Genomic DNA, 25,341 nt, shown 5'->3' on the forward strand with positions numbered 1-25,341 from the left:
TTCCTCCTTGCCTGCTATCTAACGCTGGCGGGGGCGGCCATGCCGGCGCACGCCCTCGACAACGTCACCCTGCAATTGAAATGGAGCCACGCCTTCCAGTTCGCCGGCTACTACGCCGCGCAGCAGCTGGGCTACTACCGCGAGGCCGGTCTTGAGGTGAACATCGTCGCCGGCGCCGACGGCGGCGACACCTTGCAGAAGGTGCTCGACGGCCGCGCCCAGTTCGGCGTCGGCAACAGCAATCTGCTGCTGGCGCGCAAGGCCGGCCGGCCGGTGGTGGCGCTGGCGGTGATCTTCCAACACTCGCCGTCGGTACTGCTGGTGGCCCAGTCGGCCATGCACAGCGGACCGCGCGGGCTGGTCGGCAAGCGCGTCATGGTCGAGCCGCAGTCGGAGGAGTTGCTGGCCTATCTGCGCCAGGAAGGCATCGGCGCCGAGCAGATCGTCCAGCTGCCGCACAGCCAGAACGTGCGGGACCTGATCGACGGCAAGGTCGACGCCATGACCGCCTACTCCACCAACGAACCGTATCTGCTGGAGCGGGCCGGCTTCGCCTATCGCCTGCTCAGTCCGCTGGCCGACGGCATCGACTTCTACGGCGACAACCTGTTCACCACCGAGGCGCAGATCGCCGCCCATCCGGCGCGGGTGGCGGCCTTCCGCCAGGCCAGCCTGCGCGGCTGGGAGTACGCCGTGGCCCACCCGCGCGAGGTGGTCGAGATGATGTTCAAGCATTATCCCGGCCCGTACAGCCGCGAGTTTTATCTGTACGAGGCGGCGGCGATGAAGCCGCTGATGCGCACCGACCTGATCGAGGTCGGCTACATGAATCCGGTGCGCTGGCTGCACATCGCCGACACCTACGCCGACCTCGGCCTGCTGCCGCGCGGCTTTTCACTGCGGGGTTTTCTCTACCAGTCCAAACCCGCCACCGACCTGCGCTGGCTGGTCGCGGCCGCCGCGCTGCTCGGCCTGACCGGCGCCATCGCCCTGTACATCTACCGCGTCAACCGCCGGCTGGCGCGCGCGCTGGCCACCAGCCGGCAAGCCGAGCAGGCGCTGCGCCACATGGCCCAACACGACACGCTGACCGGACTGGCCAACCGCGCCCTGTTCGCCGACCGGCTGGAACAGGCGCTGGCCGGCGCCCGGCGCGAGCAGCAGCATCTGGCGCTGCTGTTCATCGACCTGGACGGCTTCAAGCCGGTCAACGACAGCCTGGGCCACGGCGTCGGCGACCTGCTGCTCAAGGAGGTGGCGCAGCGGCTGCTGCACGGCGTGCGCCACTCCGATTCGGTGGCGCGGCTCGGCGGCGACGAGTTCGTCGTGCTGCTGCGCACGGTCGGCACGGCGGGCGACGCCCTGGCCATGGCCGACAAGCTGTGCGCCGCGCTGCGCCCGAGTTATCTGCTCGACGGCCACCGCATCGACATCTCGGCCAGCATCGGCATCGCCCTCTATCCCGAGCACGGCGCCGACCAGACCGAGCTGACCAAGAACGCCGACAGCGCGATGTACGCCGCCAAGAAGAACGGCCGCGGCGGCAGCGCCCTCTACCAGCCCCCGGCGCCGGGCTAGACCGCCTCCAGCGCCTGCGCCAAGTCGGCCAGCAGGTCGTCGCTGTGCTCGATGCCGATCGACAGGCGCACCGTGTCGAGCGTGACGCCGGCCTTGGCCAGCTCGGCCTCGTCGAGTTGGCGGTGCGTGGTCGAGGCCGGATGGCAGGCGAGCGACTTGGCGTCGCCGATGTTGACCAGGCGGGTGAACAGGCGCAGCGCGTCCTGGAAGCGGGCGCCGCCCTCGACGCCGCCCCGCACGCCGAAGGTCAGCACGCCGGACGGCCGGCCGCCCAGGTATTTGACGGCCAGCGCGTGGTCCGGGTGGCTCTCCAGGCCGGCGTAGTTGACCCACTTCACCTTGGCGTGCGCCTGCAGGAACTCGGCGACCTTGCGCGCGTTCTCGGTGATGCGCTCCATGCGCAGCGCCAGCGTCTCGATGCCCTGCAAAATCAGGAAGGCGTTGAACGGCGAGATGGCGGCGCCGGTGTTGCGCAGCGGCACCACGCGGGCGCGGCCGATGTAGGCCGCCGCGCCCAGCGCCTCGGTGTAGACCACGCCGTGGTAGGACACGTCGGGCTCGTTGAGGCGCTTGAAACGGGCCTTGTGCTCGGCCCAGGGGAACTTGCCGGAGTCGACGATGGCGCCGCCCAGCGAGTTGCCGTGGCCGCCCAGGTACTTGGTCAGCGAGTGGACCACGATGTCGGCGCCGTGTTCGAACGGGCGCAGCAGATACGGCGTGGCCACGGTGTTGTCGACGATCAGCGGCAGGCCGTGGCGGTGGGCGATCTCGGCGATGGCGGCGATGTCGGTGATGTTGCCCAGCGGGTTGCCGATCGACTCGACGAAAATGGCCTTGGTGCGCTCGTCGATCAGCGCGGCGAAGGACTCGGGCCGGGCGGCGTCGGCGAAGCGGGTGCCGATGCCGAACTGCGGCAGCGTGTGGGCGAACAGGTTGTAGGTGCCGCCGTACAGGGTGGCGGCGGAGACGATGTTGTCGCCCGCCTCGGCGATGGTCTGGATGGCGTAGGTGACGGCGGCCTGGCCCGAGGCCAGCGCCAAGGCGCCGATGCCGCCCTCCAAGGCGGCGACGCGCTGCTCCAGCACGTCCTGGGTCGGGTTCATGATGCGCGTGTAGATGTTGCCGGGCACCTTGAGGTCGAACAGGTCGGCGCCGTGTTGGGTGTCGTCGAAGGCGTAGGCGACGGTCTGGTAGATCGGCACGGCGACGGCGCGGGTGGTCGGGTCGGGGGTGTAGCCGCCGTGCACGGCGATGGTTTCCAGCTTCATTGCATCTCCTTGGGGTGGTGTTGCCAAATTCGCCGCCCCAGCATAGGAGAAAGCAACTATGCGGCAAAAGAATATAAAATCATTTCCATATGCGGCTAGTACATATTGGCGAACTTGGCCGCAATTGCCAGCAGCGTGGTGATTTGAATGCCGACCATCCAGCGAAAGCCCAGCGCCATTTCGCGACGCAGACGTTCGACGTCGGCCTTGGCCTCGCTGCGGGCAGCGAGCAGTTCGGCCCGCACTAAAGATATCGTCCGCCGGATCGGACTCATCCTCGCCCTCCGGTCCCGCCGTGCCGGGCGTCACGTTGTCGGTGCTGGTCATGGCCTCCCCCCTCAATGAGAATGCACTCCCCCCAGCCTAAATCGTTCACCGTCGTCTCGCATGAGCGCGCGCAAAGTGGCGCGTCGGCGCCGCATCGGCGCTGCTATAATTTCATCATGGGAATCAAATCAATCACCCGCTGGTACGCCTCATGGATCGCCTGCTTCGCGATCCTGTTCGCCGCACTCGCGCCGTCGATTTCCCACGCCATCGAGGCACAGCGCGGCGGCGTCGCCACCTGGGCCGAGATCTGCACCACCGACGGCGCCAAGCTGGTCAAGACCGGCGACGCCACGCCCTCGTCCTCTGGCGGCGCCAAGCTGCTGCACCTGGAACACTGCGCCTTCTGCGTCAGCCATGCCGGCGCCGACGGGCCGCCGCCCAGCGCAAGCTGCGTGCTGCCCATCGTCAGCGGTGTGAGCATCGCACCGACGCTGTTCTACCAATCGCCACGCCCGCTGTTCATCTGGACCTCGGCGCAGTCGCGCGCCCCGCCTAGCCTTTCCTGATCCCGCACCGGCCCCGCGCCGGTCCGCCATTCCATGGTTTCCGCTGTGCGCCCCCACGGCGCATGGCCCGCGCACGCCGGTGCACGGGCACCGTCCCCATTTCGATCAGAAAATCGCTCCGCCAATGAACTCACACTCCAGCCACAGCAACAGCAACAGCCACAGCAACAGCCACAGCAAGCTACGTCACGCCCGCCGCCGCAGCCTGTTCTGGCGCATCCACCTGTGGGCCGCGCTGATCGCCTCGCCGTTCGCCCTGATCGCCACCTTGACCGGCATCCTCTACATTTTCACGCCGCAGATCGAGGCCGCGCTGTATCGCAACATCGACCACGTCACGCCGAACGGCGCCGTGCTGCCATTGGACATAGCCGTGGCGGCCGCCCGCGCCGCCGCGCCGGCGGGACTCAGCGTGCTCGCCGTGCTGCCGCCCTACCAAGCCGACGACGCGGTGCGCGTGACGCTGGCGCCGCAGGGCCAGGCGCGCGGCGAGCACGATGCCCATCAACCATCGCAGCAACCAGCGACGCCGCCGACACCGCCCAACGCGCAACACCGGCACGCAGCAACTGCGACCGCGACCGCGCAGGAACTGGCGCCGATGGCCATCGCCGAGGCGCCCGCCAAGCCGGCCTCCGGTTCGCCGTCCGGCTCATTGGTGGTCCACGTCGATCCCTACACCGGCACCGTGCTCGGCACCCTGGCCAGCGCCGACCGCTTCGGCCACTGGAGCAAAAAGCTGCACTCGCACCTGCTACAGGGCGACGGCTGGCGCTGGATGATCGAGTTGGCCGCCAGTTGGATGCTGGTGATGCTGCTGACCGGCGTCTACCTGTGGTGGCCGCGCGGCGCGCAAAAGGCACTACCGCAGACCGGCGCGGCCGGCCGCAATTTCTGGAGGCAGTGGCACGGTTTCCTCGGCGTCGCGCTGGGACTGATGAGTCTGCCGATTCTGCTCACCGGCCTGACCTGGAGCAAATACGCCGGCGAGCAGGTGCGCGTTCTGCGTGACGCCGCCGGACAAGCCTCGCCGCAGCCGCCACGGGAGCTGCGCTCCGGCCCGGCCAACGGCGCCGTGGCGCTGGACTGGCAGGCCGCCTGGAACGCCGCGCGGCGCCACGCGCCCGACGTGGCGCTGCAACTGACGCCGCCGCGCACGCCACAACATCCATGGCGCGTCGGCGCCGCCGAGCGTGGCCAGCCGGACAAGCGCTTCGACCTGCTGCTCGACGCCTACAACGCGCAAACGCTGTACTACTCCGGTTGGCAGCGCCAGACCGCCTTCGGCAAGGCCACCTCCATCGGCATCCCCTTCCATCGCGGCGAATTCGGCTGGTGGAACCAGGCGCTACTGCTGGTGTTCGGGCTGAGCGTGCTGTTCTCGCTGGTGTCCGGCTGGCTGATGTACTTCAAGCGCCGCGCGCCCGGCACGCTGGGCCTGCCCAAGCTGCTGCCCGGCGCCTGGCGCGCCGTGACGCCCGGCCTGTGGCTGAGCGCCCTGGCGCTGTGCGCGCTGATGCCGCTGCTGGCCGTGTCGGCCGCGCTGGTGCTGCTGTGCGAATCGATACTGTGGCGGCGACTGCGGGCCTGAGCATGCGGGCCGTGTCTCAAGACAGGGCCCATCCCCCGCCCTACTCCAGCAAGGCGGCGATGGCCAACGGCGTGTTGCGGGTGACCACCTGGCCGCCCTCCGGCATGGCGGCGAAGCGGTAGACGAAGACGCGCAGCTTGCCCACCACATCGCCCGGGAAGGCCGGACCTTCGCGCGCCGGCAGCGCCGTCTGGCCATGGTCGGCGCGGCGCAGGCGCACCTCGGCCTCGCCGTCGTTGTGGGCGTAGGAGAACTGCACGCCGACGCAGCTTCTGCCGCCAACGCCGCTATCGCCGACATAGCGCAGATAGGCCAGCAGCTGTTCGCAGGCCAGGCGCAGATCGGCCGCCTCGTAGACGCCGTCGGCGCGGGTGGCGATGGAGATCCATCCTTCAAAGCGGAACTGGCCGGCCTTGCGGTTCAAGGTCAGCGCGGCGTTGTCGTCGTAGGCGGCCTTGGAAAAGGGGAAGACGGCGCGGCCCAAGGGGTCCAAGGCCAGGTTCAAGGTGCCGGCCTTGCTGTTGAGCGTCAGCCGCAAACCGTCCAGCGAAGCGTTCTTGTCGCGCGGCCGGACCCGGTAGTGGCTCAGCAGGAACTGCTTGGGTTTGCTGTATTTCTCGAACCAGATCATCTGCCGGTAGGCGTCGCGATACTCGACCCAGTCCGACTCGCCGCCCTCGACCGCCTGCGCCGCCACGCGGCCCGGCGCCAACGCCAGCAAGGCGCACAGCAACAGAAAGCCGAGCGGTCGGAGCGGTCGGGGCATGGCGGCGCGATGCCTAGAAGCGGTAGGCCAGGCCGGTCGACACGCTGACGACGCTGCTGCGGTTGACGGTCGGGCTGTCGGCCACCGCGGCGCCGAAACGGCTGGCGTTGACGGCGGTGTTGATCATCCAACTGGGGCTGAGCTTCCAGTTCCAGTTGACGCTGGCGTTGACGCTGCCCAGGCCGGCCGTGGCGCGGTAGCCGCGCAGGCCGGGATAGCGCTCGGCGTCCGCCGTCACGCCGTAAAGCTGGCGCATGACGCGGCTGTCGGAGGCCGACAGGCCCAGCGCAAAGGTCAGGCTGTGGTGCGGCAGGATGTTCGGCAGGTTCTTTTGCAGGCCGACGTGCAGGCCGGCGCCGTGCGCGTTGGTATCGTAGTACAGCGAGCTGGTTAGACGCGTCTCCGCGCCCAGGTAGTAGTTGACGAAGCCGCCCAGGTTCGGATTGCCGTAAATGGTCTCGGTACCGGCCAGGCCGCGCCGGTCGTTCGGGTGGCGGCTGTCGCGCGTTTCCAAAAACGGGCCGTACTCGAGGCCCGGCGTGGTCGACAAATGCAGGCCCAACGTCGACAGGTTGGCGATGAAGATACCGTTGGCCCACTCCACCTGCAGCAGCGGCATGAGGCTGCCGCGGCCATGCTCGTTCAGGTCGGCGCTGCCCAGGCGGGCGCCGACGGCCATGCCGACGTACATGTCGGTGCTGCCGTCGGGCAGCATGGCGACGCGGGCTTGGTCGGCCAGGGCCGGCGCGCAGGCCAGCAGCAGTAACAGCGGGGGCAGCGGGGACAGTTTGATCATCAGCGACTTTTCAAAAAAGGGAACACGGCGGGCCAAGCCCACCGCATTCTAAGGTCAAACCGGCGGAGCCGGCCTAAAAACTGTAGCGCAGGCCCAGTGACAAGTTGTTCAGGTTGGAGACAAAGCCCTCGTTGTTCACCTTGCCGAAGCGATCCCACTCCAGCTGCACCGACAGCTGCTGGCTGATCGCATAGGCGCCGCCCACGCTGGCATACAGGCTGTTGCGGTTGGCGCTGCGGCTGTCCGAGGCCGCGCCCAAACCGGACACGGTGATCTTCGAACTGGTGCGGGCCACGCCCAGTTTGCCGAACAGCGACCACTGCTCGTTCAACGCCAGCGTGCCCTTGGCGGCGGCGTAGAAGGCGTGCGCCTCGGCGCCTAGCTGGCCGCCCAGGGGCAGGTCGAAATGGTTGGTGCCGTAACGCTGGTAGCCGCCCTCCAGCGCCAGCAGCGGCGAGATGTTGTAGCCGCCGTAGACCTTGACCGGGATGCCGCCGTTCTTGCTGTCGGCGCGCGTCGTCTTGCCGTCCCTGCCGGTTTGGTTGATGTGGCCCTCGCTCTTGCTGGCGAGGTTGGCGCCGACATAGAAGTCGTCGGCCAGCGCCAGCGAGGAATAGCCGGTGGCGGCGGCGAATAACAGGGTAGTCAGGATAGGCTTCATGGTGGTGTTTCCGGGTAGTGGTAGGAGCCATGAATGGTAGCGGCGCGCGGCGTCGAAATCCTCCTTGCGGTGTCGTGCAATTGTCGTCAATTTGTAGGCGCCATTTGTATAGAAAATGTACGCCGATGTATGCGATTGTCGGAATGCCCCCGCCGCGCAGTGCCTCTTATACAATACGCCTGCCCAACAATGGAGGCTGGATGATCGCTGTGATGCTGGTGGAGGACGATGCGCGCCTGGCCGCGCTGGTCAAGGAGTACCTGGACGCCTACGAGTTCAAGGTCGACGTGGTGCCGCGCGGCGACCTGGCGCTGGCCCGTTTCGACGCCACCCGGCCCGAGCTGGTGGTGCTCGACCTGACCCTGCCCGGCATGGACGGCATGGTGGTGTGCCGCCAACTGCGCCAGCTCAGCGCCGTGCCGATCCTGATCCTGACCGCGCGCGAGGACATGTTCGACGAGGTCTCCGGCCTCGAACAGGGCGCCGACGACTACATCAACAAGCCGATCCAGCCGCGCGTGCTGCTGGCCCGCCTGCGCGCCCTGCTGCGCCGTGGCGAGCGCGGCGCGGCGCCGGCGCCGGCCAACGCCGACCTGACGATAGGCGCGCTGCGCATCGCCCGCGCCGACCGCGCCGTGTTCTGGCGCGGCGCCGAGGTGAGCGTCAACGGCGTCGAGTTCAAGCTGCTGCTGATCCTGGCCGAGGCGGCCGGCCGCGTCATGTCGCGCAACGACATCCTGGTCAAGATGCGCGGCATCGAGTTCGACGGCCTTGACCGCAGCATCGACAACTGCATCTCGCGCCTGCGCCGCAAGTTCGACGACAGCGGCGCCGAACGCATCAAGACCGTCTGGGGCGAAGGCTATCTATTCAGCCCGGCCGCCTGGGAATAAGCCTTGAACCGCATCTTTCAGCGCTTCGTCGTGCTGGTGATGCTGGCCATCACCCTGGCCACCTTTGTCATCTACTTCACCTTCAGCCGCCTGTTCGGCGACCCGCTCGAACAGATCGCCACGCGCCAGGCGGCCGGCCAGATCTTCCTGCTTGAGCAATACATCGACCTGGCGCCCAGCGACGAGTGGCTGGCGCGCCTGAACAAGGTGCGCGAGGTATCCGGCGCCGACATGGAGCTGCTGCCGCTGCCGGCCGCGCTGGCCGCCCTGCCCGAACGCCGCCGCGCCGCGCTGCTGGGCGGCGCCATCGTGGTCGACGTCGGCGCCAAGGCCTTCTACCGCCGCGTCGATTTGCGCGGCGCGCGCTACATCGACAGCGACGCCGAGGTGATCCACGTGCAGCGCCTGCCGATCGACATCGGCGAGGCGCTCGGCATGGAGGCGATCCGCTTCGCCATCGTCGCGCTGTTCCTGCTGGTGCCGATCGGCTGGTGGTCGCGTTCACACTGGCGCGGCCTGCAGGCGCTGTCGCGCGTGGCCGACGCCTTCGGCCGGGGCGACCTGACGGCGCGGCCGGCGCCGCGCCAGACCTCCAGCATCGCGCCGCTGGCCGGCCGCATCGGCGACATGGCCGAGCGCATCGCCACGCTGCTGGAGACCCGCAAGAACCTGCTGCACGCCGTCTCGCACGAGCTGCGCACGCCGATCGCGCGGCTGGAATTCGGCCTGGAGCTGCTGCGCACGGCGGCCGCCGACGCGGCGCTGGAGCCGCGTCTGGTCGCGCTGGAGGGCGACGTGGACGAGCTGAAGGCGCTGGTCAACGAGCTGCTCAGTTTGAACAAATTGGACCACGCGCAGGCGCCGCAGGGCGCGCCCTTCGACTTGGCGGCGATGCTGCACGCCTGCGCCGACAGCTGCGCCGCCGGCCTGCGCGACACCACGCTGGAGGCGCGCATCGGCGCCGGCGACGGCATGGTCGACGGCGACCAGCGCCTGCTGGCGCGCGCCGTCAACAACGTGCTGGGCAACGCCGCCAAATACGCCGCCGGCCGCATCGTCCTGACGGCGGCGCGGCACGACGCCGAGCACTGGACGGTGGTGGTGCAGGACGACGGCCCCGGCATCCCGGCCGACATGCGCGGCCGCGTGTTCGAGCCGTTCTACCGGCTGGGCCGCGAGGCCGACCACGCCGCCGGCGGCTACGGCCTGGGCCTGGCCATCGCCCAGCGCGCGCTGCAACTGCACGGCGGCGCCATCGCCATCGAGGACGGCGCCGCCGGCACCGGCACCGCGCCGCACGGCGCCCGCTTCGTGCTCACCATCCCCTGCCGGCGAAGTTGAAGATCAGGCGAAGGTCGAGCGAAGGTCGGCGAAGCTCAGGCCAAGATCAGGCCAAGGTCAGGCCAAGGTCGGCTGGCCGTTGAAGGCCTTGTTGGCGATCTTCCAGCCGGCCTCGGTCTTGAGCAGCACAAAATAATCGGTGAAGGTGACGGCGCCGTGCAGCAGCGTGATCTTGGCGCAGGCCGAGTTGCCGCCCACGTCGATCCAGTCCACCGTGCGGCGGCGTTGCGCCTCGTCGGCCGCCGGCAGGCCCTTGAAGCGCTCGCAGTACACGTCCAGCGGCCAGGAGGTGAACACGCCCTCGCGCATCGACTCGATGTGCGCGCTCGGCAGAAAGGCCAGCCGCATATGCGCCGCGTCGTCGCGGGCGTGGCCGAGGAAGTACTGTTCAATCGGCGTCAGCACGGCCGCCTGCTCGGCGCTGTAGGTCGGCGTGGCGACGAACGAGGAAGGGGAAGTGGAAGTGGTATTGCGGTTCATGGCATGCTCCTGGGTTGGCCTGCCATCATGCCGTGCGGCACCGCCGGGCGGCCGGGCCGAGCGCTGATATGGGGTATATGCGGCGGCGCATAGCCGGCGAAAATGACGAAAAACGGGCCAAAAACGGGCCAATTCGCGCGAATAACCCAGTTGAAACCGGGTTGAAAGCCACTTTGCATTAAAATGGGCGATTAGTGCCTTTTGATATCAACTACCATGCAGACCCTCGCCCCCCCTCCCTCCGTGCTGAAAAAACGCGGACGCCCCGCCAAGGGCGAGGGCGGCGGCTTGCGCGCCGAACTGATCGAAAAATCGGCCCGCCTGTTCCGCGAAAAAGGCTACGACAACACCACCGTGCGCGACATCGCCGCCGCCAGCGGCATCCAGGCCGGCAGTTGGTTCTATCACTTCAAGACCAAGCAGGATATTCTGGTGGCGATCATGGAACAGGGCATGGCCCGCTCGCTGCTGCAGATCGAGGCCATCGCCGAGCAGGGCCTGGCGCCGCGCGCGGCGCTGGAGCGGCTGGTCGAAGTCCACCTGCACACCCTGCTGGCGCCCGACCACGACTTCATCGCCGTGCTGCTGTACGAATGGCGCTCGCTCGACCAGCCCTCGCGCCAACGCATCGTCGCGCTGAAGGACCGCTACGAGGCGGTGTGGGACGAGGTGATCGGGGCCCTGCACCGCTCCGGCGACTGGGCCATGCCGTCGCGCTTCGACCGCCTGCTGATCTTCGGCGCGCTGAACTGGACCGTGCAGTGGTTCAAGCCGGGCAGCGGCGCCGACGTCAAGGAACTGGCGCAGCAGGCGCTGTTGTTCATCCTGCGCACGCCGCCGCGCGAGGCCTAGGCAGCACAGGCGCAGGGCTTGGCCGCCCCGGGCGGCGCCGGCGCCGGCACGATCGGCCGGCTTCAGGCAGAATGGTAGCCCCCAACACAGGAGCCGCCATGATCTATGAAATCGCCGAGCTGTACATCAAACCGGACGCCCACACCGCCTTCCAGGCCGGCGTCGCCGAAGCCACGCCGCTGTTCCAGCGCGCCAAGGGCTGCCTGTCGATGCGCCTGACCCGTGGCATCGAGCAGGCCGACACCTACCACCTGGTGGTCGGCTGGCAGACGCTGGAAAACCACACCGTCGACTTCCGCGAAAGCGCCGACTTCCAAGCCTGGCGCGGCCTGGTGGGCGGTTACTTCGCCCAGCCGCCCAAGGTCGAACACTTCGAGACCGTGGTCGCCGGCTTCGGCGGCTAAGCCTTCAAGCCCGCCGTTTCCATTCCGCCGAGGCGGTCGCCCTCCCCGCCCGCTTCAATCCTGGCCGGTAATGCCGGCCAGGTCCGGCGTCACCGCGCCCTCCAGGCCGAGGCGCAGCCACTGCGTCGCCTCCTGCGGCGGCATCGGCCGGGCGAAGTGAAAGCCCTGCAGCTCGTGGCAACCGGCCAAGCGCGCCGACAGCGCGTGCGCCGACGTCTCTATCCCCTCCGCCACCACGCGTAGTTGCAGCGCATCGGCCAATTGGCAGATCGCCCGCACCACCGCCACCGCGTCGGCCGCCGGCAGCGGGTCGATCAGCGCGCGGTCGATCTTCAGCGTGTGCAGCGGCAGATTGCGCAGCATGCTCAAGGACGAGAAGCCGGTGCCGAAATCGTCCATCGCCACCTGCACGCCCAACTCGCGCAGCTGCTGCAGCTGCTGGCGCGTGTCGTCGAGGTTGTCGACCGCCGCGCTCTCGGTGATCTCCAGCGTCAGGTAGCGCGCCGGCACGCCGTGCTGCTCCAGCGCCTGCTCGACCAGTTGCAGGAAACCGGGATCGAGCAGCTGCACCGGCGACACGTTGACCGCCACCGGCACGCACTCGCCGAAGGCGGCGCGCCACAGCGCGATCTGGCGGCAGGCCTCGCGCAGCAGCATGGCGCCCAGTTCGGCGATCAGGCCGGTGTGCTCGGCGATGGCGATGAATTCCACCGGGCTGATGTCGCCGATGCCGGGCCGGTGCCAGCGCGCCAGCGCCTCGAAGGCCAGCAGCCGGCCGGTGGTGGCGTCGACCTTGGGTTGAAAGTGCAGATGGATCTCGTGGTTGCGGATGCCCTTGCGCAGCGCCTGCTCCTGCTCCAGCGCCTGGCTCGACATCAGCTCGAAGCGCTGCTCGGCCAGCGCCAACGCGGTGCCCGGCGTGCGCTTGGCCTGGTACATCGCCGCGTTGGCGGCGCGCAGCAGCGCGTCCGGCTCGGCCGCGTTGGCCGGATACACCGCCATGCCCATCGAGGCGTCGATGAAAAACTCGCCGTCGGCCACCGCCAGCGGCTGGGCGCAAACGGCGCGCAAGCGCTGCGCCATCTCGCGCGCGGCGCCGGCGCCCGGTTCGAGCAGGGCGAACTCGTCGCCGCCCAGGCGCATCAATTCGGCGCCCGGCCCCAAGGCCCCGGCCAGCTTGGCGGCGAAGGCCTGCAGCACGCGGTCGCCGGCCAGGTGGCCGTGGCTCTGGTTGAACAGCTTGAAGCGGTCGATGTTGAGCACCACCAGCGTGCAGGGCGCGCCGGCGCGCTCGGCCGCGCAGCACTGCGCCAGCCGCTCCATCAGCACGCTGCGGTTGGGCAGGCCGGTCAGCTCGTCGTGGCTGGCCTGGTGCTGCAACTCGCGCGCGCTGGCGATGCGCTCGGTGTCGTCGGTGATCAGCAACTGGGTGGCCGACTCGCCTTCCCAATCGATGCGCCAGGCGGAGAAGCGCAGGTCGCGCCACTGCCCGTCGGCCCCCTTGCGCCGGCCGTCCCAGCTGGCCAGCGCCAGCGTGCCGTCCTGTAGCTGGCGGTGGACCTTGGCCAGCGCCTCGGCGCTGACGCTCGACTCGGGCATTTGCGCCAGCAGTTCGGGCGCGCCGCGCGCCGGCGTCAGACCGTAGATCGCCAGCGCCGCCGGGTTGGCGTGCAGGATGCGCTGGCCGTCGGTGACCACCACGCCCTGCTGCGCATGCTCGGTCAGCAGGGCGAAGCGGGCCGACAGCTTGCGCGTCTCGCGCGCCGAGCGGGCCAGCGCGGCGAACAGCAGCACGCACACCAGCGCGGTGCGCAGCGCCGTTGAGAGAAACAGATTGGCCGCGATGCCCTCCTCGCCGGCGTAGACCAGCGGCAGCTGGTTCAGCCCCAGCACCATCAGCATCGGGCCGATGCCGCGTTCCAGCGCGCTGGCGCCGCGCATCCACCAGGCCGCCAGCGCGCCCAGGCCGCAGGTCACGCCCAGGGTGACCAAGGGCCAGTAGACCAGCTTGTTGGCGTAGGACGGCACGATCAACACCAGCGCCATGACCGCCAGCATGGCCAGCACCGCCACCGGACGCAGCCGGCGGCCGGCCAGGCGCATCACGCCGGAGCTCATGAACAGCAGATTGAGGATGTTGCCGCACAGGCCGACGGCGAAGGCCAGTTGGTCGTAGGGCAGCGGCGCGTTGCGGTAGAAGTAGAAGCTGGCCGAGCTCAGGCCGGCCGCCATGGTCGAGCAAGCCAGGTCGCGGGCGAAGGCCTGGGCGCGATGGCGCCACCACACCAGCAGCAACACGGCACCCAACATCAAGAGTACGGCGGAATTAGTAAAATACAAATATTTCATGCGCTACATCCCCGCCTGTCCGCGTCAAGCCACCGCTGTCGGTAGTTTCCACCATGGAATTTATCATTCCCATGGTAAGCGATTTTATTGCTTGGAAGGCAAACGGGGCGAGAATTCCGGCGCGCCGTGTCCACAATCGCCCACGCCGGCGGCGCGCGGCCGGGCTACTGTGCCGGGTGCTTGAACACCTGGCGCAGATAGGCGAGAAAGGTCTCGTCCTTGCACAAGGTCTTGCCGGGCGAGTCGGACAGCTTGGCCACCGACTGGCCGTTGCAGCAGACCAGCTTCATGACGATGTTCAGCGGCGTCAGGCCGACGTCGTTGGTCAGGTTGGTGCCGATGCCGAAGCCGGTCATGATGCGGCCGGCGAAGTGGCGGTACAGCGCGAAGGCGCGCTGCAGGTTCAGGCCGTCGGAGAACACCAGGCGCTTGGTGTTGCCGTCGATGCGCAGCGCGGCGTAGTGGGCCAGCGCCTTCTCGCCCCACACCACCGGGTCGCCCGAATCGTGGCGCAGGCCGTCGAACAGCTTGGCGAAGTACAGGTCGAAGTCGTCGAGGAAGGCGTCCATGCCGACCACGTCGGTCAGCGCCACGCCCAGGTCGCCGCGATACTCCTGCACCCAGGCCTCCAGCGCCGCCTTCTGGAAGTCGCGCAGGCGCACGCCGAAGGCCTGGAAGGACTGCATGTACTCGTGCGCCATGGTGCCGATGGGGATCAGGTTGAAGCGCTTGGCCAGGTAGACGTTGGAGGTGCCGCGAAAATACTGCGGCACCTCCTGCGCCAGGCGCAGCACCACCTCCTCGTGCCAGGCGGCGGAGAAGCGGCGGCGCACGCCGAAGTCGGAGAACTCGAAGGGATGGCGCAGCGCCGGCTGTTGGCCGAAGGCGTGCAGCTCGGCGATCTTGTCGTCGAGGCGAAGGCGCCCCTCGGCCAGCGCGGCGGCGCCGTCGAAGCGGCGGAAGTACAGCTCGTTGACGATGTAGAGCACGAAGATTTCGAAGGCCATCACGTGCACCTGCGGCCCGGCGGCATGGATGCGCAGTGCGTCGCCGTCGGTGCTGACGTGGATGAACTTGCGCTGGAAGCGGAACACGGCGAGGAAGTCGACGAAGTCGCTCTTGATGTAGCGCAGCGCGCGCAGGTAGTCCAGCTCGTCCTCGGCGAAGGCCATGGTGCACAGGTGGTCCAGCTCGCGCTCGACCGCCTCCTTCAGCTCGGCCAGCGGGAACACCGGGGTGTTGCGGCAGACGAACTCGTACTCGGTGTGCGAGTTCGGATGGCTGTGCAACAGCGCCTGCCACATGGTGAACTTGTACAGGTCGGTTTCCAGCAGGCTGCGCACGATAGGCGCCATGGGCATAGTCAATTCGCTCTCCAATTGCATTGAGCCAATATCTTACGCGATGCGGGGCCTGGGCGTGCTCCGGCTTACCTGGCGTTCTTCAGCAGCTCCTGCAACACCTCGCCCGACTGCACCAGTTGCACCCCGCGCGCCTGCATGCTGGCGAGGAAGTCTTGGTATTGCGGCTCGAAGCCGGCCACCGGGCTGATGCAGTCGGTCAGCAGCGCCAACCGCGCCAGCGAGGCGGCGCCGAAGCGCTCGGCGAAATGGGCGGCGATGTGTTCGACGCTGGCCTTGACGCAGTGGCTGCCGGCCTCGCCGGCGATGTAGATCTGCTCGGCCGGCGCCAGGCCGTCGAGGAAGGCGAGATTGAGTTCGGTGCCCGGGTCGGTGGCGTCGGGCACCTCGGCCATCACCGCCGAGTAGTGCTCGGTCCACGGATTGGAGCCCTTGAGCAGCTTGCCGACCACGCCCAGCGCGGCGTCCTCCCAGCGGTTGTAGGCGGCGCGCACGTCGGCGTGCACGCAGCCGCCCCAGCTGCCGATCTCGCAGTGCACCGGCCACACCATCAACTGGTAGCGGCCGGCCGCCTCCAGCGCGTCCAGGTAGGCCAGCACGCGCGCGCTGGCGCCGTTGCGCGGCAGGTAGCGGGCGGCGCGCACGTCGGCGGCGCTGATCGGCGTGAACGGCGCCACCGGGGCGCCGTCGTGGGCGAGCCAAAAGGTGGGGTGGGCGATGTCGAAGCGGTGGTGGGCGTCGAGCGTGACGCTGATGGCCGACAGGCCGAGGCGGCCACGATTGATCAGGCCGGCCAGGCGCAGCATGTCCTGGTGCGCGCCGGGCACCGGCAGCGCCGGCGCGTGCGGCTTGCGGGTGGCCGGATTGTCGGGCAGGTAGTCCGGCGGCAGGTCGCAGAAATCGTTTTGCGGGTCGATGATGAGCAGTTGCAGATTGCGTTTCATGATGAAGCTCCAGAACACGGACGTGTTCTGCATGATAAAGGCAACAATGCAAAAAACCCAAAAAAATCGCCATGCGTGTGGCCATGGCGGGGGCGAAGCTGGCTTGAAACGCCGGCGCCGGCGGGAATCCATACACCGCACGCTCATTGGTTCAGCATGGGTTCCCGCCAGCGCGGCGGTCCGCCGATGCGGAACGACAATTTGCTGGTTTTCGAAGTGCCCTTAGGCGGCGATCAACGCCTCGATCTTGCTGCGGCCCTTGGCCAACGTGCTGGCGACGGCCTCCTCGCCCATCGCCACGCCCTCGGCCTGGACGAAGGTGACGTCGCTCAGGCCGATGAAGCCGAGCGCCGTGCGCAGGTAGGTGGCGAGGAAGTCATAGCCGGCGGCCGGGCCTTCGCTGTAGACGCCGCCGCTGGCGGTGAAGACGTAGACCTTTTTGCCGGCCAGCAGGCCTTCCGGGCCGTTGGCGCCGTACTTGAAGGTGCGGCCGACGCGCAAGACGTGGTCGATCCAGGCCTTCAGGCCGGAGCTGACGGAGAAGTTGTACATCGGCGCGCCGAGCACGATGACGTCGGCGGCGACCAGCTCGTCGACCAGGGTGTCGGAGAGCTTGATGGTGTGCGCCTGCTCGGCGTTGCGCGCCTCGGCCGGGGTGAAGAAGGCGCCCATCATCTGCTCGCTCAAGTGCGGCACCGGATCGCTGACCAGATCGCGCTCGACGATGTTGTCGGCCGGATTGGCGGCGCGCCATTTGGCGATGAATTCCGCCGACAGTTGACGCGACAGGGAGCCCGCGTTGCGCACGCTGCTGTTGATATAAAGTACATTTGCCATGATGCCGATTCCTTTTGGTCTGGCCGCTCCGCCGCCGTCATGCGACGTCCGGAACGGGCTCAAGTGGATAAGCTCGGGCGCCTGTCGATACCGTTGCGCGCCGTTGAGTGTTGCGGTCATCATAGTTCGGGTTTAATATCTATGGAATCCATAGAATCTAGAACGGTAACATCGATTTTTTCGATATAAATACATCATGCGAGATCCCGGCCTGCCCTCCCTCGACCAATTGCGCGTCTTCATCGCCGTCATCGACCACGGCGGTTTCGCCCATGCCGCGCGGGCCCTGCACCGCACCCAGTCGGTGATCAGCTACACCATCGCCAACCTGGAGGAGCAGCTCAACATCGAACTGCTCGACCGCAGCAAGCGCAAGCCGGTGCTGACCGAGGCCGGCAAGGCGCTGCTGGCCGACGCCCGCGCCGTTTCGCTGAAGGTCGACGGCATGCGCTCGCGCGCCAAGGCGCTGTCGGCCGGGCTGGAGGCGGAGGTGTCGTTGGTGGTCGACGTGATGTTCCCGGCCTGCGCGCTGGTCAAGATCCTGCACGCCTTCCAGCACGAGTTCCCCACCGTGTCGATGCGGCTGCGCATGGAGGCGCTGGGCGCGGTGACGGAACTGGTGATGGAGCGCGCCTGCCACATCGGCATCAGCGGCTGGATGCCGGGCATGCCGGAGACGATAGAGCGGCGCAGCTTCGGTTTCGTGACGATGGTGCCGGTGGCCTCGCCGCTGCATCCGCTGGCCAAGATCGAGGGCAAGATCCCGACGGCGCTGCTGCGCGAGCACATCCAGCTGGTGGTGACCGACCGCAGCAAGCTGACCGCCGGCCAGGACTTCGGCGTGCAGGCGCTGCGCGACTGGCGCCTGGGCGACCTGGGCTCCAAGCACAATCTGCTGCGCAGCGGCATAGGCTGGGGCAATATGCCGCTGGAGCTGATCCAGGAAGACCTGGAACGGGGCCGGCTGGTGCGCCTCGACATCAACGACGGCAACTCGTTCAGCTTCCCGCTGTATGTGATCCACCGGGGCGACGAGGAACCCGGGCCGGCCGGCAAGTGGCTGATGCAGCAGTTCTTCGATCTGGAGCCGAGCATGCCGGCCGCCAGCGAGCACGTCAAACGGCTGGGCTGAGGCGCGCGCCGGCGCCCCCCCCTACGCCGCTCGCCTCAATTGGCTCGGCATGGGTTCCCGCCTGCGCGGGAACGACGATCTGGCGCCGCTTCGACCTGGGCGCGGCAACGACGATCTGGCGCTGTTTCGACCTGGGCGCGGCAACGACGATCTGGCGCTGCTTCGACCTGGGCGCGGCAACGACGATCTGGCGCTGCTTCGACGTGGGCGCGGCAACGACGATTTGGCGCTGCTTCGACGTGGCCTTGAGCGCCCCGCGCTACTGGATGCCGGCGGCACGCAGGCGGCCGCGCAGCCGGCGGATCTCCTCCGACAAATCGACCACCAGCGCGGCGACGTCGTCGTTGGCGTCGAAGTCGCGCTCAACCTGGCGCAGGCGGCGCGCCCGCATCAGGTGGACGCTGGTGAAGCGCCAGCTGGCGACATGCCCGGAGGCCTCCTCCAGCAGGATGCCGGTGCGCACATGCTGCACCACCCAGTCAGGCTCGACCGCGCAGGCGCGGGCCAGTTCCTCGACCGTCAGCGCGGCCTCGTCGACCAGCACGCCGCTCATCAATTCCGATTGTCCCATCGCTCATCCTCCCGCGCGCGGATTGAAGGCCATCTCGCGCGCCATGGTTTCATACAATTCCTTCGCCCGCGCGCTGCTGGCCGGCGGCAGCACCAGCTCGAGCAGCAGGTACAGGTCGCCGGCCGGATTGCCGGGAATGCCGCGCCCCTTGAGGCGCAGCTTGCGCCCGCTTTGCGAGCCGGCCGGCAGCGTCACGGTCACCTTGCCGGACGGCGTGGCGGCGTCGATTTCCTGGCCCAGCGCGAGCTCCCACGGCGCCACCGGCACCGTGGCGAACACGTCGCGGCCCTCGACGCGGTAGCGCGGGTCGCTGCTGAACTGCAGCTCCAGATACAGGTCGCCCGGCCCGGCACCGCCCGACTGGCCCTGGCCGGACAGGCGCAGCTGCTGGCCCGCCGTCACGCCCTTGGGGATGTTGACGTCGAGCGTGCGTTCGCGCGTGACAACGCGGCCGTAGCCGTCGTTCTCGGGGATGCGCAGCTTGATGGTGCGCGTCGCGCCGTGGTAGGAGTCGGCCAGGTCGATCACCACGCTGGCGTGGCTGTCCTCGCCGCGCGTCGGGCTTTGGAAGCCGCCGCGCCGGCGCCCGCCCAGATGGGCGAACAGGTCGGCGAAAAAGTCGCTGCCGGCGGCGCCACCGGCACCAGCGCCGGCAGCGCCCGCGCCCGCGCCGCCGAAACCGGCGCCCCAGTCGGGCGGCGGACGGAATTCCTGGCCGGCGCGGTACTGATGGCCCCGGCCCAGCTCGTCGTAGGCGGCGCGCTTCTCGGCTTCGCCCAGCACGCCGTAGGCCTCGTTCAACTCCTGGGTCATGTGCTGCGCGTTGGCTTCCTTGCTGACGTCAGGATGATACTTGCGCACCAGCTTGCGGTAGGCCTTCTTGATCTCGTCCTCGGTGGCGGTCTTGGCCACCCCCAGCGTTTGATAGTAGTCCTTGTATTCCACTTGCGCTCCCAAAGGTTGCCATATTCGCCAGCGAGTATAGCCTAACGCAAAACGCGCGCCGTCGGCGCGCGTTGCACTACCACCCCAGCGCAAAACCGGGGCCGATTATCTCAGCGCACCCGGCGCATCGAGGAGATGCGGTCGTTCATGTCGATCACCGGATAACGCCCCGGACCGTAGGTGATGCACTGGCCGCCGAAATCGGCGTCGTTGCAGAACTCCCAACGGCCGTCGTTGATGATGATCGAGCTGATCACGTCGTTGAAGTCGAAGTCGCGCAGGGTGCGCACGTCGTTGTGCACGCCGACTTGGCGGCCCTCGAAGCGGGCGTGCTCGAACAGCATCACGGCGTCGCCGCGCCGGCCGTAGTCGTTGCCGTTGCCGTTGCCACGGTTGCCGTCGTCGCGGTCGTGATCGCGGTCGCGGCCCCAGCCGCCACGATTGCCACGGTCGATCTCGCGCGCCGAGGAGATCAGGTTGTCGAAGCGGCGCAGGGTGGGATACTCGCCACGCTCCAGGATCATGCAGCGGCCGCCGAAATCGGCGTGCTCGCAGACCTCCCAGGTGCCCGAGCGGACCACCGCGCTGGAGGCGCGGTCGTTGAAATCGCGCTGGTTCAGGTCGGACGTGGCGCCGCGCAGGCTCACGTCCTGGCCGCCGAAATCGGGGCGCGAAAACAGCGTCAACTCGCCCGCCTGGGCGCTCACCTGGTTCAGCGCGGCCAGCAACAAGGCGGCAGTCATGATCTTTTTCATAATTAAATCTCCGGAAAATACTCTAGTAGGCCAATAACGCAGCAGCATACATTCTTGACGACAATCCCAATCGATGAAAATGTAACATTTTCCCTACCGCATGCCCAGACTTGACTTGTTCAAGCCGGCAATGTTATTTCAAAGTAAAATCGACGGTTTTCCCTGCTGCGGACCGCGCCATGCCCACCTCCTTCACCCTGCCCGCCATCCGCTCCGAAGCCGCCGGCCTGTGGCGTCTCGCCTGGCCGATGCTGGTCGGCCAGCTGGCCACGGTCGGCATGGGTGTGGCCGACGTCGCCATGACCGGCCACGCCAGCGCCGACGAACTGGCGGCGGTGTCGCTGGGCGCGTCGATCTGGTCGATCATCCTGGTCACCGTCACCGGCGTGATGATGGCGATGAACAGCATCGTCGCCCACGACATCGGCGCCGGCCAGCTCGGCAAGATCCCCCACGCGGTGCGCCAGGGCTTGTGGAAGGGGCTCGGCGTCGGCGTCATCGCCGCGCTGCTGGCCAACCTGGCCACGCTGCTGTTCGACCACCTGTACCTGACCGACGCGGTCAACGCCCAGGCTTCGCTGTTCGTCCACATCATCAGCCTGGGCCTGCCGCCGTTCGCCGCCTACCGCGCCCTGTACGGCTACAGCACCAGCATCGACCAGACCAAGCCGGTGATGCTGATCGCCATCGGCGGCCTGTTCTTCAACATCGCCGTCAACTGGCTGCTGGTGTACGGCAACTGGGGCTTCCCCGCGCTGGGCGCGGTCGGCTGCGCGGTGGCCACCAGCGCCGGCCTGTGGCTGATGCTGGCGGCGATGGTCGCCTGGATCAAGCTGGCGCCGGCCTACCGCGCCACCTATCCGTTCGACCGCTGGGAGGGGCCGCACTGGCCGGAGATCAGGAACATGCTGCACCTCGGCCTGCCGATCGGCATCACCCACTTCGCCGAGGTCAGCGCCTTCGGCGCCGTCAGCCTGCTGATCGCCCGCTTCGGCGCGGTGCAGATCTCGGCGCACCAGATCGCGCTGAACTTCTCTTCGCTGGTGTTCATGGTGCCGCTCAGCTTCGGCATCGGCCTGATCACCCGCGTCGGCCAGGCGGTCGGCGAAGGCAATCCGGCGCGCGCCCGCTTCGCCGCCTGGGTCGGCGTGGCCATGTCGCTGGCCTTCGCCGTGCTGTCGGCGGCGCTGATCGTGCTGCTGCGCCACCAGATCGCCGCCGCCTACACCTCCGACCCGGCGGTGCGCCAACTGGCCGCCCACCTGCTGCTGTTCGCCGCGCTGTTCCAACTGTCCGACGCGACCCAGGTGGCCGCCTCCTGCGCGATTCGCGGCTACAAGGTGACCCGCCCGCCGATGGTGATCCAGATGTTCGCCTTCTGGGGCTGCGCGCTGCCGCTGGGCTGGCTCCTCGGCCTGGCGCCGGCCATGATGCCATGGACGCCGGCCGCGCCGATGCGGGCCGACGGCTTCTGGATCGCCCTGGTGCTGGGCCTGACCATCGCCGCCGTGCTGCTCAGCGCTTCGCTGCATCGGCTGTCGCTGAGCCGCCTGCGCGCCTAGGCAAGCCATACGCCGCCGAACGAAACACGGTTTTCGGCGGACGATTCCGAAGACCGCCGTCTCGCCATCAGCGCCGATGTCTGGTATCGTCTGGCGTCATTTACCAGGCCGCCGGCCGGCGGCCTCTTACACATAACGAGACATCCATGCGCTTTATCCTTTGCTTCCTCGCCGCCCTGGCCGGCGGTCCCGCCGCCGCCGAACGCCTGACCCTGGACCGCATCCACGCCGACCCGGCGCTGGGCGGGCCGGGCGTGCGCAATCTGAAGGTGTCGCCCGACGGCGCCCGCGTGACCTTCCTGCGCGGCCGCGACGACAACCAGTTCCAGCTCGACCTGTGGGAATTCAACCTGAAGAACGGCAGCACCCAGCGCCTGGTCGACTCGAAGATCCTGGTGCCCGACGAGCAGCTGTCCGACGCCGAGAAGGCGCGCCGCGAACGCGAGCGCACCTCCAGTCTGAAGGGCATCCTCAGCTACTCCTGGTCGCCCGACGGCAAGCAGCTGCTGGTGCCGATCGCCGGCAACCTGTACCTGGTCGACATCGCCAAGCCGGAGCAGGCGCGCCTGGTCGCCGCCGGCAATGTCTACGATCCGAAAATTTCGCCGAAGGGCCGCTACGTTTCCTTCGTGCGCCAGCAAAACCTGTTCGTCATCGAACTGGCCACCGGCAAGGAGCGCCAGCTGACCAGCGACGGCGCCGGCACGGTGCACAACGGCGAGGCCGAATTCGTCGCGCAAGAGGAAATGGGCCAGCGCACCGGCTACTACTGGGCGCCGGACGATTCGGCCATCGCCTACAAGCGCTACGACGAGGCGCCGGTGCCGGTGGTGCGCCGCTTCGAGATCTTCGCCGACCGCACCGACGTCATCGAGCAGCGCTACCCGGCCGCCGGCGACGCCAACGCCCTGGTGCAGCTGATGATCGTCTCGCCGGCCAGCGGCGAGCGGCGCCAGGTCGACCTGGGCGCCAACCAGGACATCTACCTGGTGCGCGCCGACTGGAGCGCCAACGGCAAGGCCCTGCTGTTCCAACGCCAGAGCCGCGACCAGAAGACGCTGGAGCTGGTCTCGGTCGACGCCGCCACCTTGGCGCAGCGCGTGCTGATCACCGAAACCTCCAAGACCTGGGTCAGCATCCACGACGACCTGCGCTTCCTCGGCAAACGCGAAGCCTTCATCTGGGCCTCCGAACGCAGCGGCCGCAACCACCTGTACCTGTACGACTTGAACGGCAAGCTGCTGCACGCCATCTCGCGCGGCGAATGGGGCATCGACAACGTGCTGGCCGTCGACGAGAAGGCCGGCAAGGTCTACGTCGCCTCCAACCGCGACGCCGTCATCGACAAGCAGACCTACGCGCTGGCGCTGGACGGCAGCACGGCCGACGCGCCCAAACGCATCACCCAGGCCGACGGCTGGCACGATTCGGCCTTCGCCCGCAACGGCGAAGTTTTCGTCGACACCTTCTCCGATCCGGACACGCCGCCGCAGGTCAGCATCCGCCGTCCCGACGGCAGCATGATCGCCTGGCTGGAGCACAACGAGCTGGACGCCAAGCACCCCTACGGCGCCTACCGCGACGCCCACCTGCGCACCGAGTACGGCAGCCTGAAGGCGAAGGATGGCCAAACCTTGTACTACTCGCTGCTCAAGCCGAGCAACTTCAACCAGTTCAAGAAGTACCCGGTCTACCTGTCCACCTACGGCGGCCCGCACGCCCAGCACGTGGCGCGCAAATGGGGCAATCTGTTCGACCAGTACATGGCGCAGCAGGGCTTCGTCGTCTTCCGTCTGGATAATCGCGGCTCCTTCCGCCGCGAGCGCGCCTTCACCGACGCCATCTACCAGCACCTGGGCCAGCACGAGATCGAGGACCAGCTGAGCGGCATCGAGTGGCTCGGCCAGCAAAGCTTCGTCGACGCCAAGCGCATCGGTGTGTTCGGCTGGAGCTACGGCGGCTACATGACGCTGCGCCTGCTGGCGGCGGCCTCGGACAAGATCGCGATGGGCGTGTCGGTGGCGCCGGTGACCGACTGGAGCCTGTACGACACCCACTACACCGAGCAGTTCATGGGCCTGCCGAAGGAGAACGTCGACGGCTACCGCGACAGCGGCGTCTACGCCCACCTGGACGGCCTGAAGTCGCCGCTGCTGCTGATGCACGGCATGGCCGACGACAACGTGCTGTTCACCAACACCACGCGCATGATCGACGCCCTGGTCAACCGCAACGTCCACTTCGAGCTGATGACCTACCCGGGCGCCAAGCACGGCATCTCCGGTCGCGGCCCGCAGCGCCACGTCTACGGCAACATCGAGGCCTTCTTCAAAAAGCACCTGGGCGAGGCCAAGTAAGCCCCGCCGGCACACTTGCACGCCAACACAAACCCGCCTTCATGGCGGGTTTTTTTGATCTGCGCATACCAACACCGTTCAATTCCACAGAAAAAACACACTACAATAAATTTCGCCAATTCCCCAAAAACCCAATCGGTTTGGGTTTTGCTACAATGCCCACAGTACTCGCCATTTTCGGCTTGCGCGTCGTGATCTATTTAAACGACCACCGTCCCGCCCATGTGCATGTGCAAGGAAATGGCGGTGAAGCGGTTTTTGATTTGCGCTGCCCCAGCGGTCCGCCGGAGCTACGCGAAAACTATGGTTTTCCGAAAAAAGATCTTGTTAGAGTTGCCGGCTCACTCGCCGCCGAACTAGGTCGACTGTGTGCCGAATGGAGGAAAATTCATGGACCTCATTACTGATGCTGAGCTCGTCGCGGCGAATCGTCGCGCGGTGACGAAAAAGGCGACCTATCCCACCGCCATCGCGGCACGCTATGACCGCCGTATCGCGCGAATTGTGATTTCGCTCAACAGCGGTTTGAACATTTCATTCCTTCCACGCGACGTCCAGGGCTTCGAGCACGCGCAAGCTGCCGACCTCGTCGAGACGGAAATCAGCCCGTCGGGTCTCGGTGTCCGCTTTCCAAAAATCGATGCGGACATTTACCTCCCTGCCCTATTGGAAGGCTTCCTCGGCTCGCGCCACTGGATGGCGGCGCAGAACGGGCGGGCGGGCGGCAAATCGTCGTCGCCGGCGAAGACGGCCGCCGCGCGCAACAATGGCAAACTCGGCGGACGCCCCAAGAAGAACAAAGGCCTGGCCGAAGAAGCCTAGCGCATTTGGCCGCACACGCAAAAACAGCCGCTATCGCGGCTGTTTTTTTGCTCACTCATCGGCACATTCCCACCACCGCCGGGGTCAGCCACCGGGGTCAGCAGCCACCGGGGTCAGTGCCGACATTCGTACACAGACTCAGCAGTAAAACGATTCGATGGACTGGTTATGGTTGAGGTCGTGTCCAAATGTCGGCACTGACCCCGCCGGCTCTGACCCCGCCGGCTGACCCCGCCGGCT

The 25,341-nt window shown here is 67.6% G+C and carries 25 protein-coding genes; 12 read left to right on the forward strand and 13 right to left on the reverse strand.

What is annotated here, in order from left to right:
* Positions 1-39: 39 nt before the first annotated feature.
* Positions 40-1,578, forward strand: coding sequence for a GGDEF domain-containing protein (locus H7U20_RS16160; protein WP_199760180.1), 1,539 nt, complete (start codon positions 40-42; stop codon positions 1,576-1,578).
* Here the strand turns inward: H7U20_RS16160 and H7U20_RS16165 are convergent.
* Both H7U20_RS16165 and H7U20_RS16170 read right to left on the reverse strand, forming a co-directional pair.
* Positions 1,575-2,846: an O-acetylhomoserine aminocarboxypropyltransferase/cysteine synthase family protein gene (locus tag H7U20_RS16165; RefSeq protein ID WP_199760181.1), complete on the reverse strand. Its 1,272-nt coding sequence runs from the start codon at positions 2,844-2,846 to the stop codon at positions 1,575-1,577. The genes H7U20_RS16160 and H7U20_RS16165 overlap by 4 nt on opposite strands.
* Positions 2,847-2,941: 95 nt before the next feature.
* The gene (locus H7U20_RS16170) at positions 2,942-3,091 is read right to left on the reverse strand and encodes a hypothetical protein (RefSeq protein WP_199760182.1); all 150 of its coding nucleotides are present in this window, start codon (positions 3,089-3,091) and stop codon (positions 2,942-2,944) included.
* A gap of 198 nt (positions 3,092-3,289) precedes the next feature.
* Here H7U20_RS16170 and H7U20_RS16175 point away from each other — a divergent pair, with 198 nt between their 5' ends.
* Positions 3,290-3,682 (forward strand): DUF2946 domain-containing protein, encoded by a 393-nt coding sequence (locus H7U20_RS16175; protein ID WP_199760183.1) that lies wholly within the window; start codon positions 3,290-3,292, stop codon positions 3,680-3,682.
* A 124-nt stretch (positions 3,683-3,806) separates the two neighbouring features.
* The gene (locus tag H7U20_RS16180) at positions 3,807-5,273 is read left to right on the forward strand and encodes a PepSY-associated TM helix domain-containing protein (protein ID WP_199760184.1); all 1,467 of its coding nucleotides are present in this window, start codon (positions 3,807-3,809) and stop codon (positions 5,271-5,273) included.
* A 40-nt stretch (positions 5,274-5,313) separates the two neighbouring features.
* On the opposite strand, the gene H7U20_RS16185 is transcribed toward H7U20_RS16180, so the two are convergent.
* The 3 genes from H7U20_RS16185 to H7U20_RS16195 form a co-directional block, all read right to left on the reverse strand.
* Positions 5,314-6,039 (reverse strand): hypothetical protein, encoded by a 726-nt coding sequence (locus H7U20_RS16185; protein ID WP_233410804.1) that lies wholly within the window; start codon positions 6,037-6,039, stop codon positions 5,314-5,316.
* A gap of 13 nt (positions 6,040-6,052) precedes the next feature.
* On the reverse strand, positions 6,053-6,835 hold the full coding sequence (locus H7U20_RS16190; RefSeq protein ID WP_199760185.1) for a MipA/OmpV family protein: 783 nt from the start codon (positions 6,833-6,835) through the stop codon (positions 6,053-6,055).
* A 73-nt stretch (positions 6,836-6,908) separates the two neighbouring features.
* Positions 6,909-7,496, reverse strand: coding sequence for an outer membrane beta-barrel protein (locus H7U20_RS16195; RefSeq protein WP_199760186.1), 588 nt, complete (start codon positions 7,494-7,496; stop codon positions 6,909-6,911).
* 200 nt (positions 7,497-7,696) lie between these two features.
* Between H7U20_RS16195 and H7U20_RS16200 the strand changes: the two genes are divergently transcribed.
* Entirely contained in the window at positions 7,697-8,389 is a 693-nt protein-coding gene (locus H7U20_RS16200; protein ID WP_199760187.1) for a response regulator, read from the forward strand.
* Positions 8,390-8,392: 3 nt separating this feature from the next.
* The gene (locus H7U20_RS16205) at positions 8,393-9,730 is read left to right on the forward strand and encodes an ATP-binding protein (protein WP_199760188.1); all 1,338 of its coding nucleotides are present in this window, start codon (positions 8,393-8,395) and stop codon (positions 9,728-9,730) included.
* A 57-nt stretch (positions 9,731-9,787) separates the two neighbouring features.
* Here the strand turns inward: H7U20_RS16205 and H7U20_RS16210 are convergent, their stop codons facing one another.
* The gene (locus H7U20_RS16210; RefSeq protein ID WP_199760189.1) at positions 9,788-10,210 is read right to left on the reverse strand and encodes a nuclear transport factor 2 family protein; all 423 of its coding nucleotides are present in this window, start codon (positions 10,208-10,210) and stop codon (positions 9,788-9,790) included.
* A gap of 216 nt (positions 10,211-10,426) precedes the next feature.
* On the opposite strand from H7U20_RS16210, the gene H7U20_RS16215 reads away from it, so the two are divergent.
* Both H7U20_RS16215 and H7U20_RS16220 read left to right on the forward strand, forming a co-directional pair.
* A complete protein-coding gene (locus tag H7U20_RS16215; protein WP_199760190.1) occupies positions 10,427-11,062 on the forward strand; it encodes a TetR/AcrR family transcriptional regulator in 636 nt (211 codons plus the stop codon).
* 98 nt (positions 11,063-11,160) lie between these two features.
* Entirely contained in the window at positions 11,161-11,466 is a 306-nt protein-coding gene (locus H7U20_RS16220) for an antibiotic biosynthesis monooxygenase family protein (protein ID WP_199760191.1), read from the forward strand.
* Positions 11,467-11,520: 54 nt separating this feature from the next.
* Here H7U20_RS16220 and H7U20_RS16225 read toward each other — a convergent pair whose 3' ends face one another.
* The 4 genes from H7U20_RS16225 to H7U20_RS16240 all read right to left on the reverse strand — a co-directional run bounded on the left by H7U20_RS16225 (position 11,521) and on the right by H7U20_RS16240 (position 16,957).
* Entirely contained in the window at positions 11,521-13,815 is a 2,295-nt protein-coding gene (locus H7U20_RS16225) for a putative bifunctional diguanylate cyclase/phosphodiesterase (protein ID WP_233410805.1), read from the reverse strand.
* A 164-nt stretch (positions 13,816-13,979) separates the two neighbouring features.
* On the reverse strand, positions 13,980-15,170 hold the full coding sequence (gene pncB, locus H7U20_RS16230; RefSeq protein WP_199760387.1) for a nicotinate phosphoribosyltransferase: 1,191 nt from the start codon (positions 15,168-15,170) through the stop codon (positions 13,980-13,982).
* 74 nt (positions 15,171-15,244) lie between these two features.
* Positions 15,245-16,120, reverse strand: a complete 876-nt coding sequence (locus tag H7U20_RS16235) for a cysteine hydrolase family protein (RefSeq protein ID WP_199760192.1) — start codon at positions 16,118-16,120, stop codon at positions 15,245-15,247.
* Positions 16,121-16,342: 222 nt separating this feature from the next.
* The gene (locus H7U20_RS16240) at positions 16,343-16,957 is read right to left on the reverse strand and encodes an FMN-dependent NADH-azoreductase (RefSeq protein ID WP_199760193.1); all 615 of its coding nucleotides are present in this window, start codon (positions 16,955-16,957) and stop codon (positions 16,343-16,345) included.
* Positions 16,958-17,153: 196 nt separating this feature from the next.
* On the opposite strand from H7U20_RS16240, the gene H7U20_RS16245 reads away from it, so the two are divergent.
* A complete protein-coding gene (locus H7U20_RS16245; protein ID WP_199760194.1) occupies positions 17,154-18,089 on the forward strand; it encodes a LysR family transcriptional regulator in 936 nt (311 codons plus the stop codon).
* A gap of 259 nt (positions 18,090-18,348) precedes the next feature.
* On the opposite strand, the gene H7U20_RS16250 is transcribed toward H7U20_RS16245, so the two are convergent.
* The 3 genes from H7U20_RS16250 to H7U20_RS16260 form a co-directional block, all read right to left on the reverse strand.
* Positions 18,349-18,660 (reverse strand): chaperone modulator CbpM, encoded by a 312-nt coding sequence (locus H7U20_RS16250; protein WP_233410806.1) that lies wholly within the window; start codon positions 18,658-18,660, stop codon positions 18,349-18,351.
* A 3-nt stretch (positions 18,661-18,663) separates the two neighbouring features.
* A complete protein-coding gene (locus H7U20_RS16255; protein WP_199760195.1) occupies positions 18,664-19,605 on the reverse strand; it encodes a DnaJ C-terminal domain-containing protein in 942 nt (313 codons plus the stop codon).
* A gap of 110 nt (positions 19,606-19,715) precedes the next feature.
* Entirely contained in the window at positions 19,716-20,360 is a 645-nt protein-coding gene (locus H7U20_RS16260; RefSeq protein WP_199760196.1) for a beta/gamma crystallin-related protein, read from the reverse strand.
* 179 nt (positions 20,361-20,539) lie between these two features.
* Here H7U20_RS16260 and H7U20_RS16265 point away from each other — a divergent pair, with 179 nt between their 5' ends.
* From H7U20_RS16265 to H7U20_RS16280, 4 genes are all read left to right on the forward strand, one after another.
* Positions 20,540-21,922, forward strand: coding sequence for an MATE family efflux transporter (locus H7U20_RS16265; protein WP_199760197.1), 1,383 nt, complete (start codon positions 20,540-20,542; stop codon positions 21,920-21,922).
* A 146-nt stretch (positions 21,923-22,068) separates the two neighbouring features.
* Positions 22,069-24,279, forward strand: a complete 2,211-nt coding sequence (locus H7U20_RS16270) for a S9 family peptidase (RefSeq protein WP_199760198.1) — start codon at positions 22,069-22,071, stop codon at positions 24,277-24,279.
* Between the two features lie 41 nt (positions 24,280-24,320).
* Positions 24,321-24,686, forward strand: coding sequence for a DUF4160 domain-containing protein (locus H7U20_RS16275; protein WP_199760199.1), 366 nt, complete (start codon positions 24,321-24,323; stop codon positions 24,684-24,686).
* Positions 24,670-25,101: a DUF2442 domain-containing protein gene (locus H7U20_RS16280; protein WP_199760200.1), complete on the forward strand. Its 432-nt coding sequence runs from the start codon at positions 24,670-24,672 to the stop codon at positions 25,099-25,101. Before H7U20_RS16275 ends, H7U20_RS16280 begins: the two co-directional genes overlap by 17 nt.
* Positions 25,102-25,341: the final 240 nt, after the last annotated feature.

Origin of the sequence: Rugamonas violacea, from assembly GCF_016461825.1 — a bacterium.
Lineage (GTDB): Bacteria > Pseudomonadota > Gammaproteobacteria > Burkholderiales > Burkholderiaceae_D > Rugamonas.

What these genes read in the sequence shown, in the direction of transcription:
- H7U20_RS16160 (WP_199760180.1), top strand. Translation starts at nt 40, where the DNA reads ATGCCGGCGCACGCCCTCGACAACGTCACCCTGCAATTGAAATGGAGC.
- H7U20_RS16165 (WP_199760181.1), bottom strand. Translation starts at nt 2,846, where the DNA reads ATGAAGCTGGAAACCATCGCCGTGCACGGCGGCTACACCCCCGACCCG.
- H7U20_RS16175 (WP_199760183.1), top strand. Translation starts at nt 3,290, where the DNA reads ATGGGAATCAAATCAATCACCCGCTGGTACGCCTCATGGATCGCCTGC.
- H7U20_RS16180 (WP_199760184.1), top strand. Translation starts at nt 3,807, where the DNA reads ATGAACTCACACTCCAGCCACAGCAACAGCAACAGCCACAGCAACAGC.
- H7U20_RS16185 (WP_233410804.1), bottom strand. Translation starts at nt 6,039, where the DNA reads ATGCCCCGACCGCTCCGACCGCTCGGCTTTCTGTTGCTGTGCGCCTTG.
- H7U20_RS16190 (WP_199760185.1), bottom strand. Translation starts at nt 6,835, where the DNA reads ATGATCAAACTGTCCCCGCTGCCCCCGCTGTTACTGCTGCTGGCCTGC.
- H7U20_RS16195 (WP_199760186.1), bottom strand. Translation starts at nt 7,496, where the DNA reads ATGAAGCCTATCCTGACTACCCTGTTATTCGCCGCCGCCACCGGCTAT.
- H7U20_RS16200 (WP_199760187.1), top strand. Translation starts at nt 7,697, where the DNA reads ATGATCGCTGTGATGCTGGTGGAGGACGATGCGCGCCTGGCCGCGCTG.
- H7U20_RS16210 (WP_199760189.1), bottom strand. Translation starts at nt 10,210, where the DNA reads ATGAACCGCAATACCACTTCCACTTCCCCTTCCTCGTTCGTCGCCACG.
- H7U20_RS16215 (WP_199760190.1), top strand. Translation starts at nt 10,427, where the DNA reads ATGCAGACCCTCGCCCCCCCTCCCTCCGTGCTGAAAAAACGCGGACGC.
- H7U20_RS16220 (WP_199760191.1), top strand. Translation starts at nt 11,161, where the DNA reads ATGATCTATGAAATCGCCGAGCTGTACATCAAACCGGACGCCCACACC.
- H7U20_RS16225 (WP_233410805.1), bottom strand. Translation starts at nt 13,815, where the DNA reads ATGAAATATTTGTATTTTACTAATTCCGCCGTACTCTTGATGTTGGGT.
- pncB (WP_199760387.1), bottom strand. Translation starts at nt 15,170, where the DNA reads ATGGCGCCTATCGTGCGCAGCCTGCTGGAAACCGACCTGTACAAGTTC.
- H7U20_RS16235 (WP_199760192.1), bottom strand. Translation starts at nt 16,120, where the DNA reads ATGAAACGCAATCTGCAACTGCTCATCATCGACCCGCAAAACGATTTC.
- H7U20_RS16240 (WP_199760193.1), bottom strand. Translation starts at nt 16,957, where the DNA reads ATGGCAAATGTACTTTATATCAACAGCAGCGTGCGCAACGCGGGCTCC.
- H7U20_RS16245 (WP_199760194.1), top strand. Translation starts at nt 17,154, where the DNA reads ATGCGAGATCCCGGCCTGCCCTCCCTCGACCAATTGCGCGTCTTCATC.
- H7U20_RS16250 (WP_233410806.1), bottom strand. Translation starts at nt 18,660, where the DNA reads ATGGGACAATCGGAATTGATGAGCGGCGTGCTGGTCGACGAGGCCGCG.
- H7U20_RS16260 (WP_199760196.1), bottom strand. Translation starts at nt 20,360, where the DNA reads ATGAAAAAGATCATGACTGCCGCCTTGTTGCTGGCCGCGCTGAACCAG.
- H7U20_RS16265 (WP_199760197.1), top strand. Translation starts at nt 20,540, where the DNA reads ATGCCCACCTCCTTCACCCTGCCCGCCATCCGCTCCGAAGCCGCCGGC.
- H7U20_RS16270 (WP_199760198.1), top strand. Translation starts at nt 22,069, where the DNA reads ATGCGCTTTATCCTTTGCTTCCTCGCCGCCCTGGCCGGCGGTCCCGCC.
- H7U20_RS16275 (WP_199760199.1), top strand. Translation starts at nt 24,321, where the DNA reads ATGGCGGGTTTTTTTGATCTGCGCATACCAACACCGTTCAATTCCACA.
- H7U20_RS16280 (WP_199760200.1), top strand. Translation starts at nt 24,670, where the DNA reads ATGGACCTCATTACTGATGCTGAGCTCGTCGCGGCGAATCGTCGCGCG.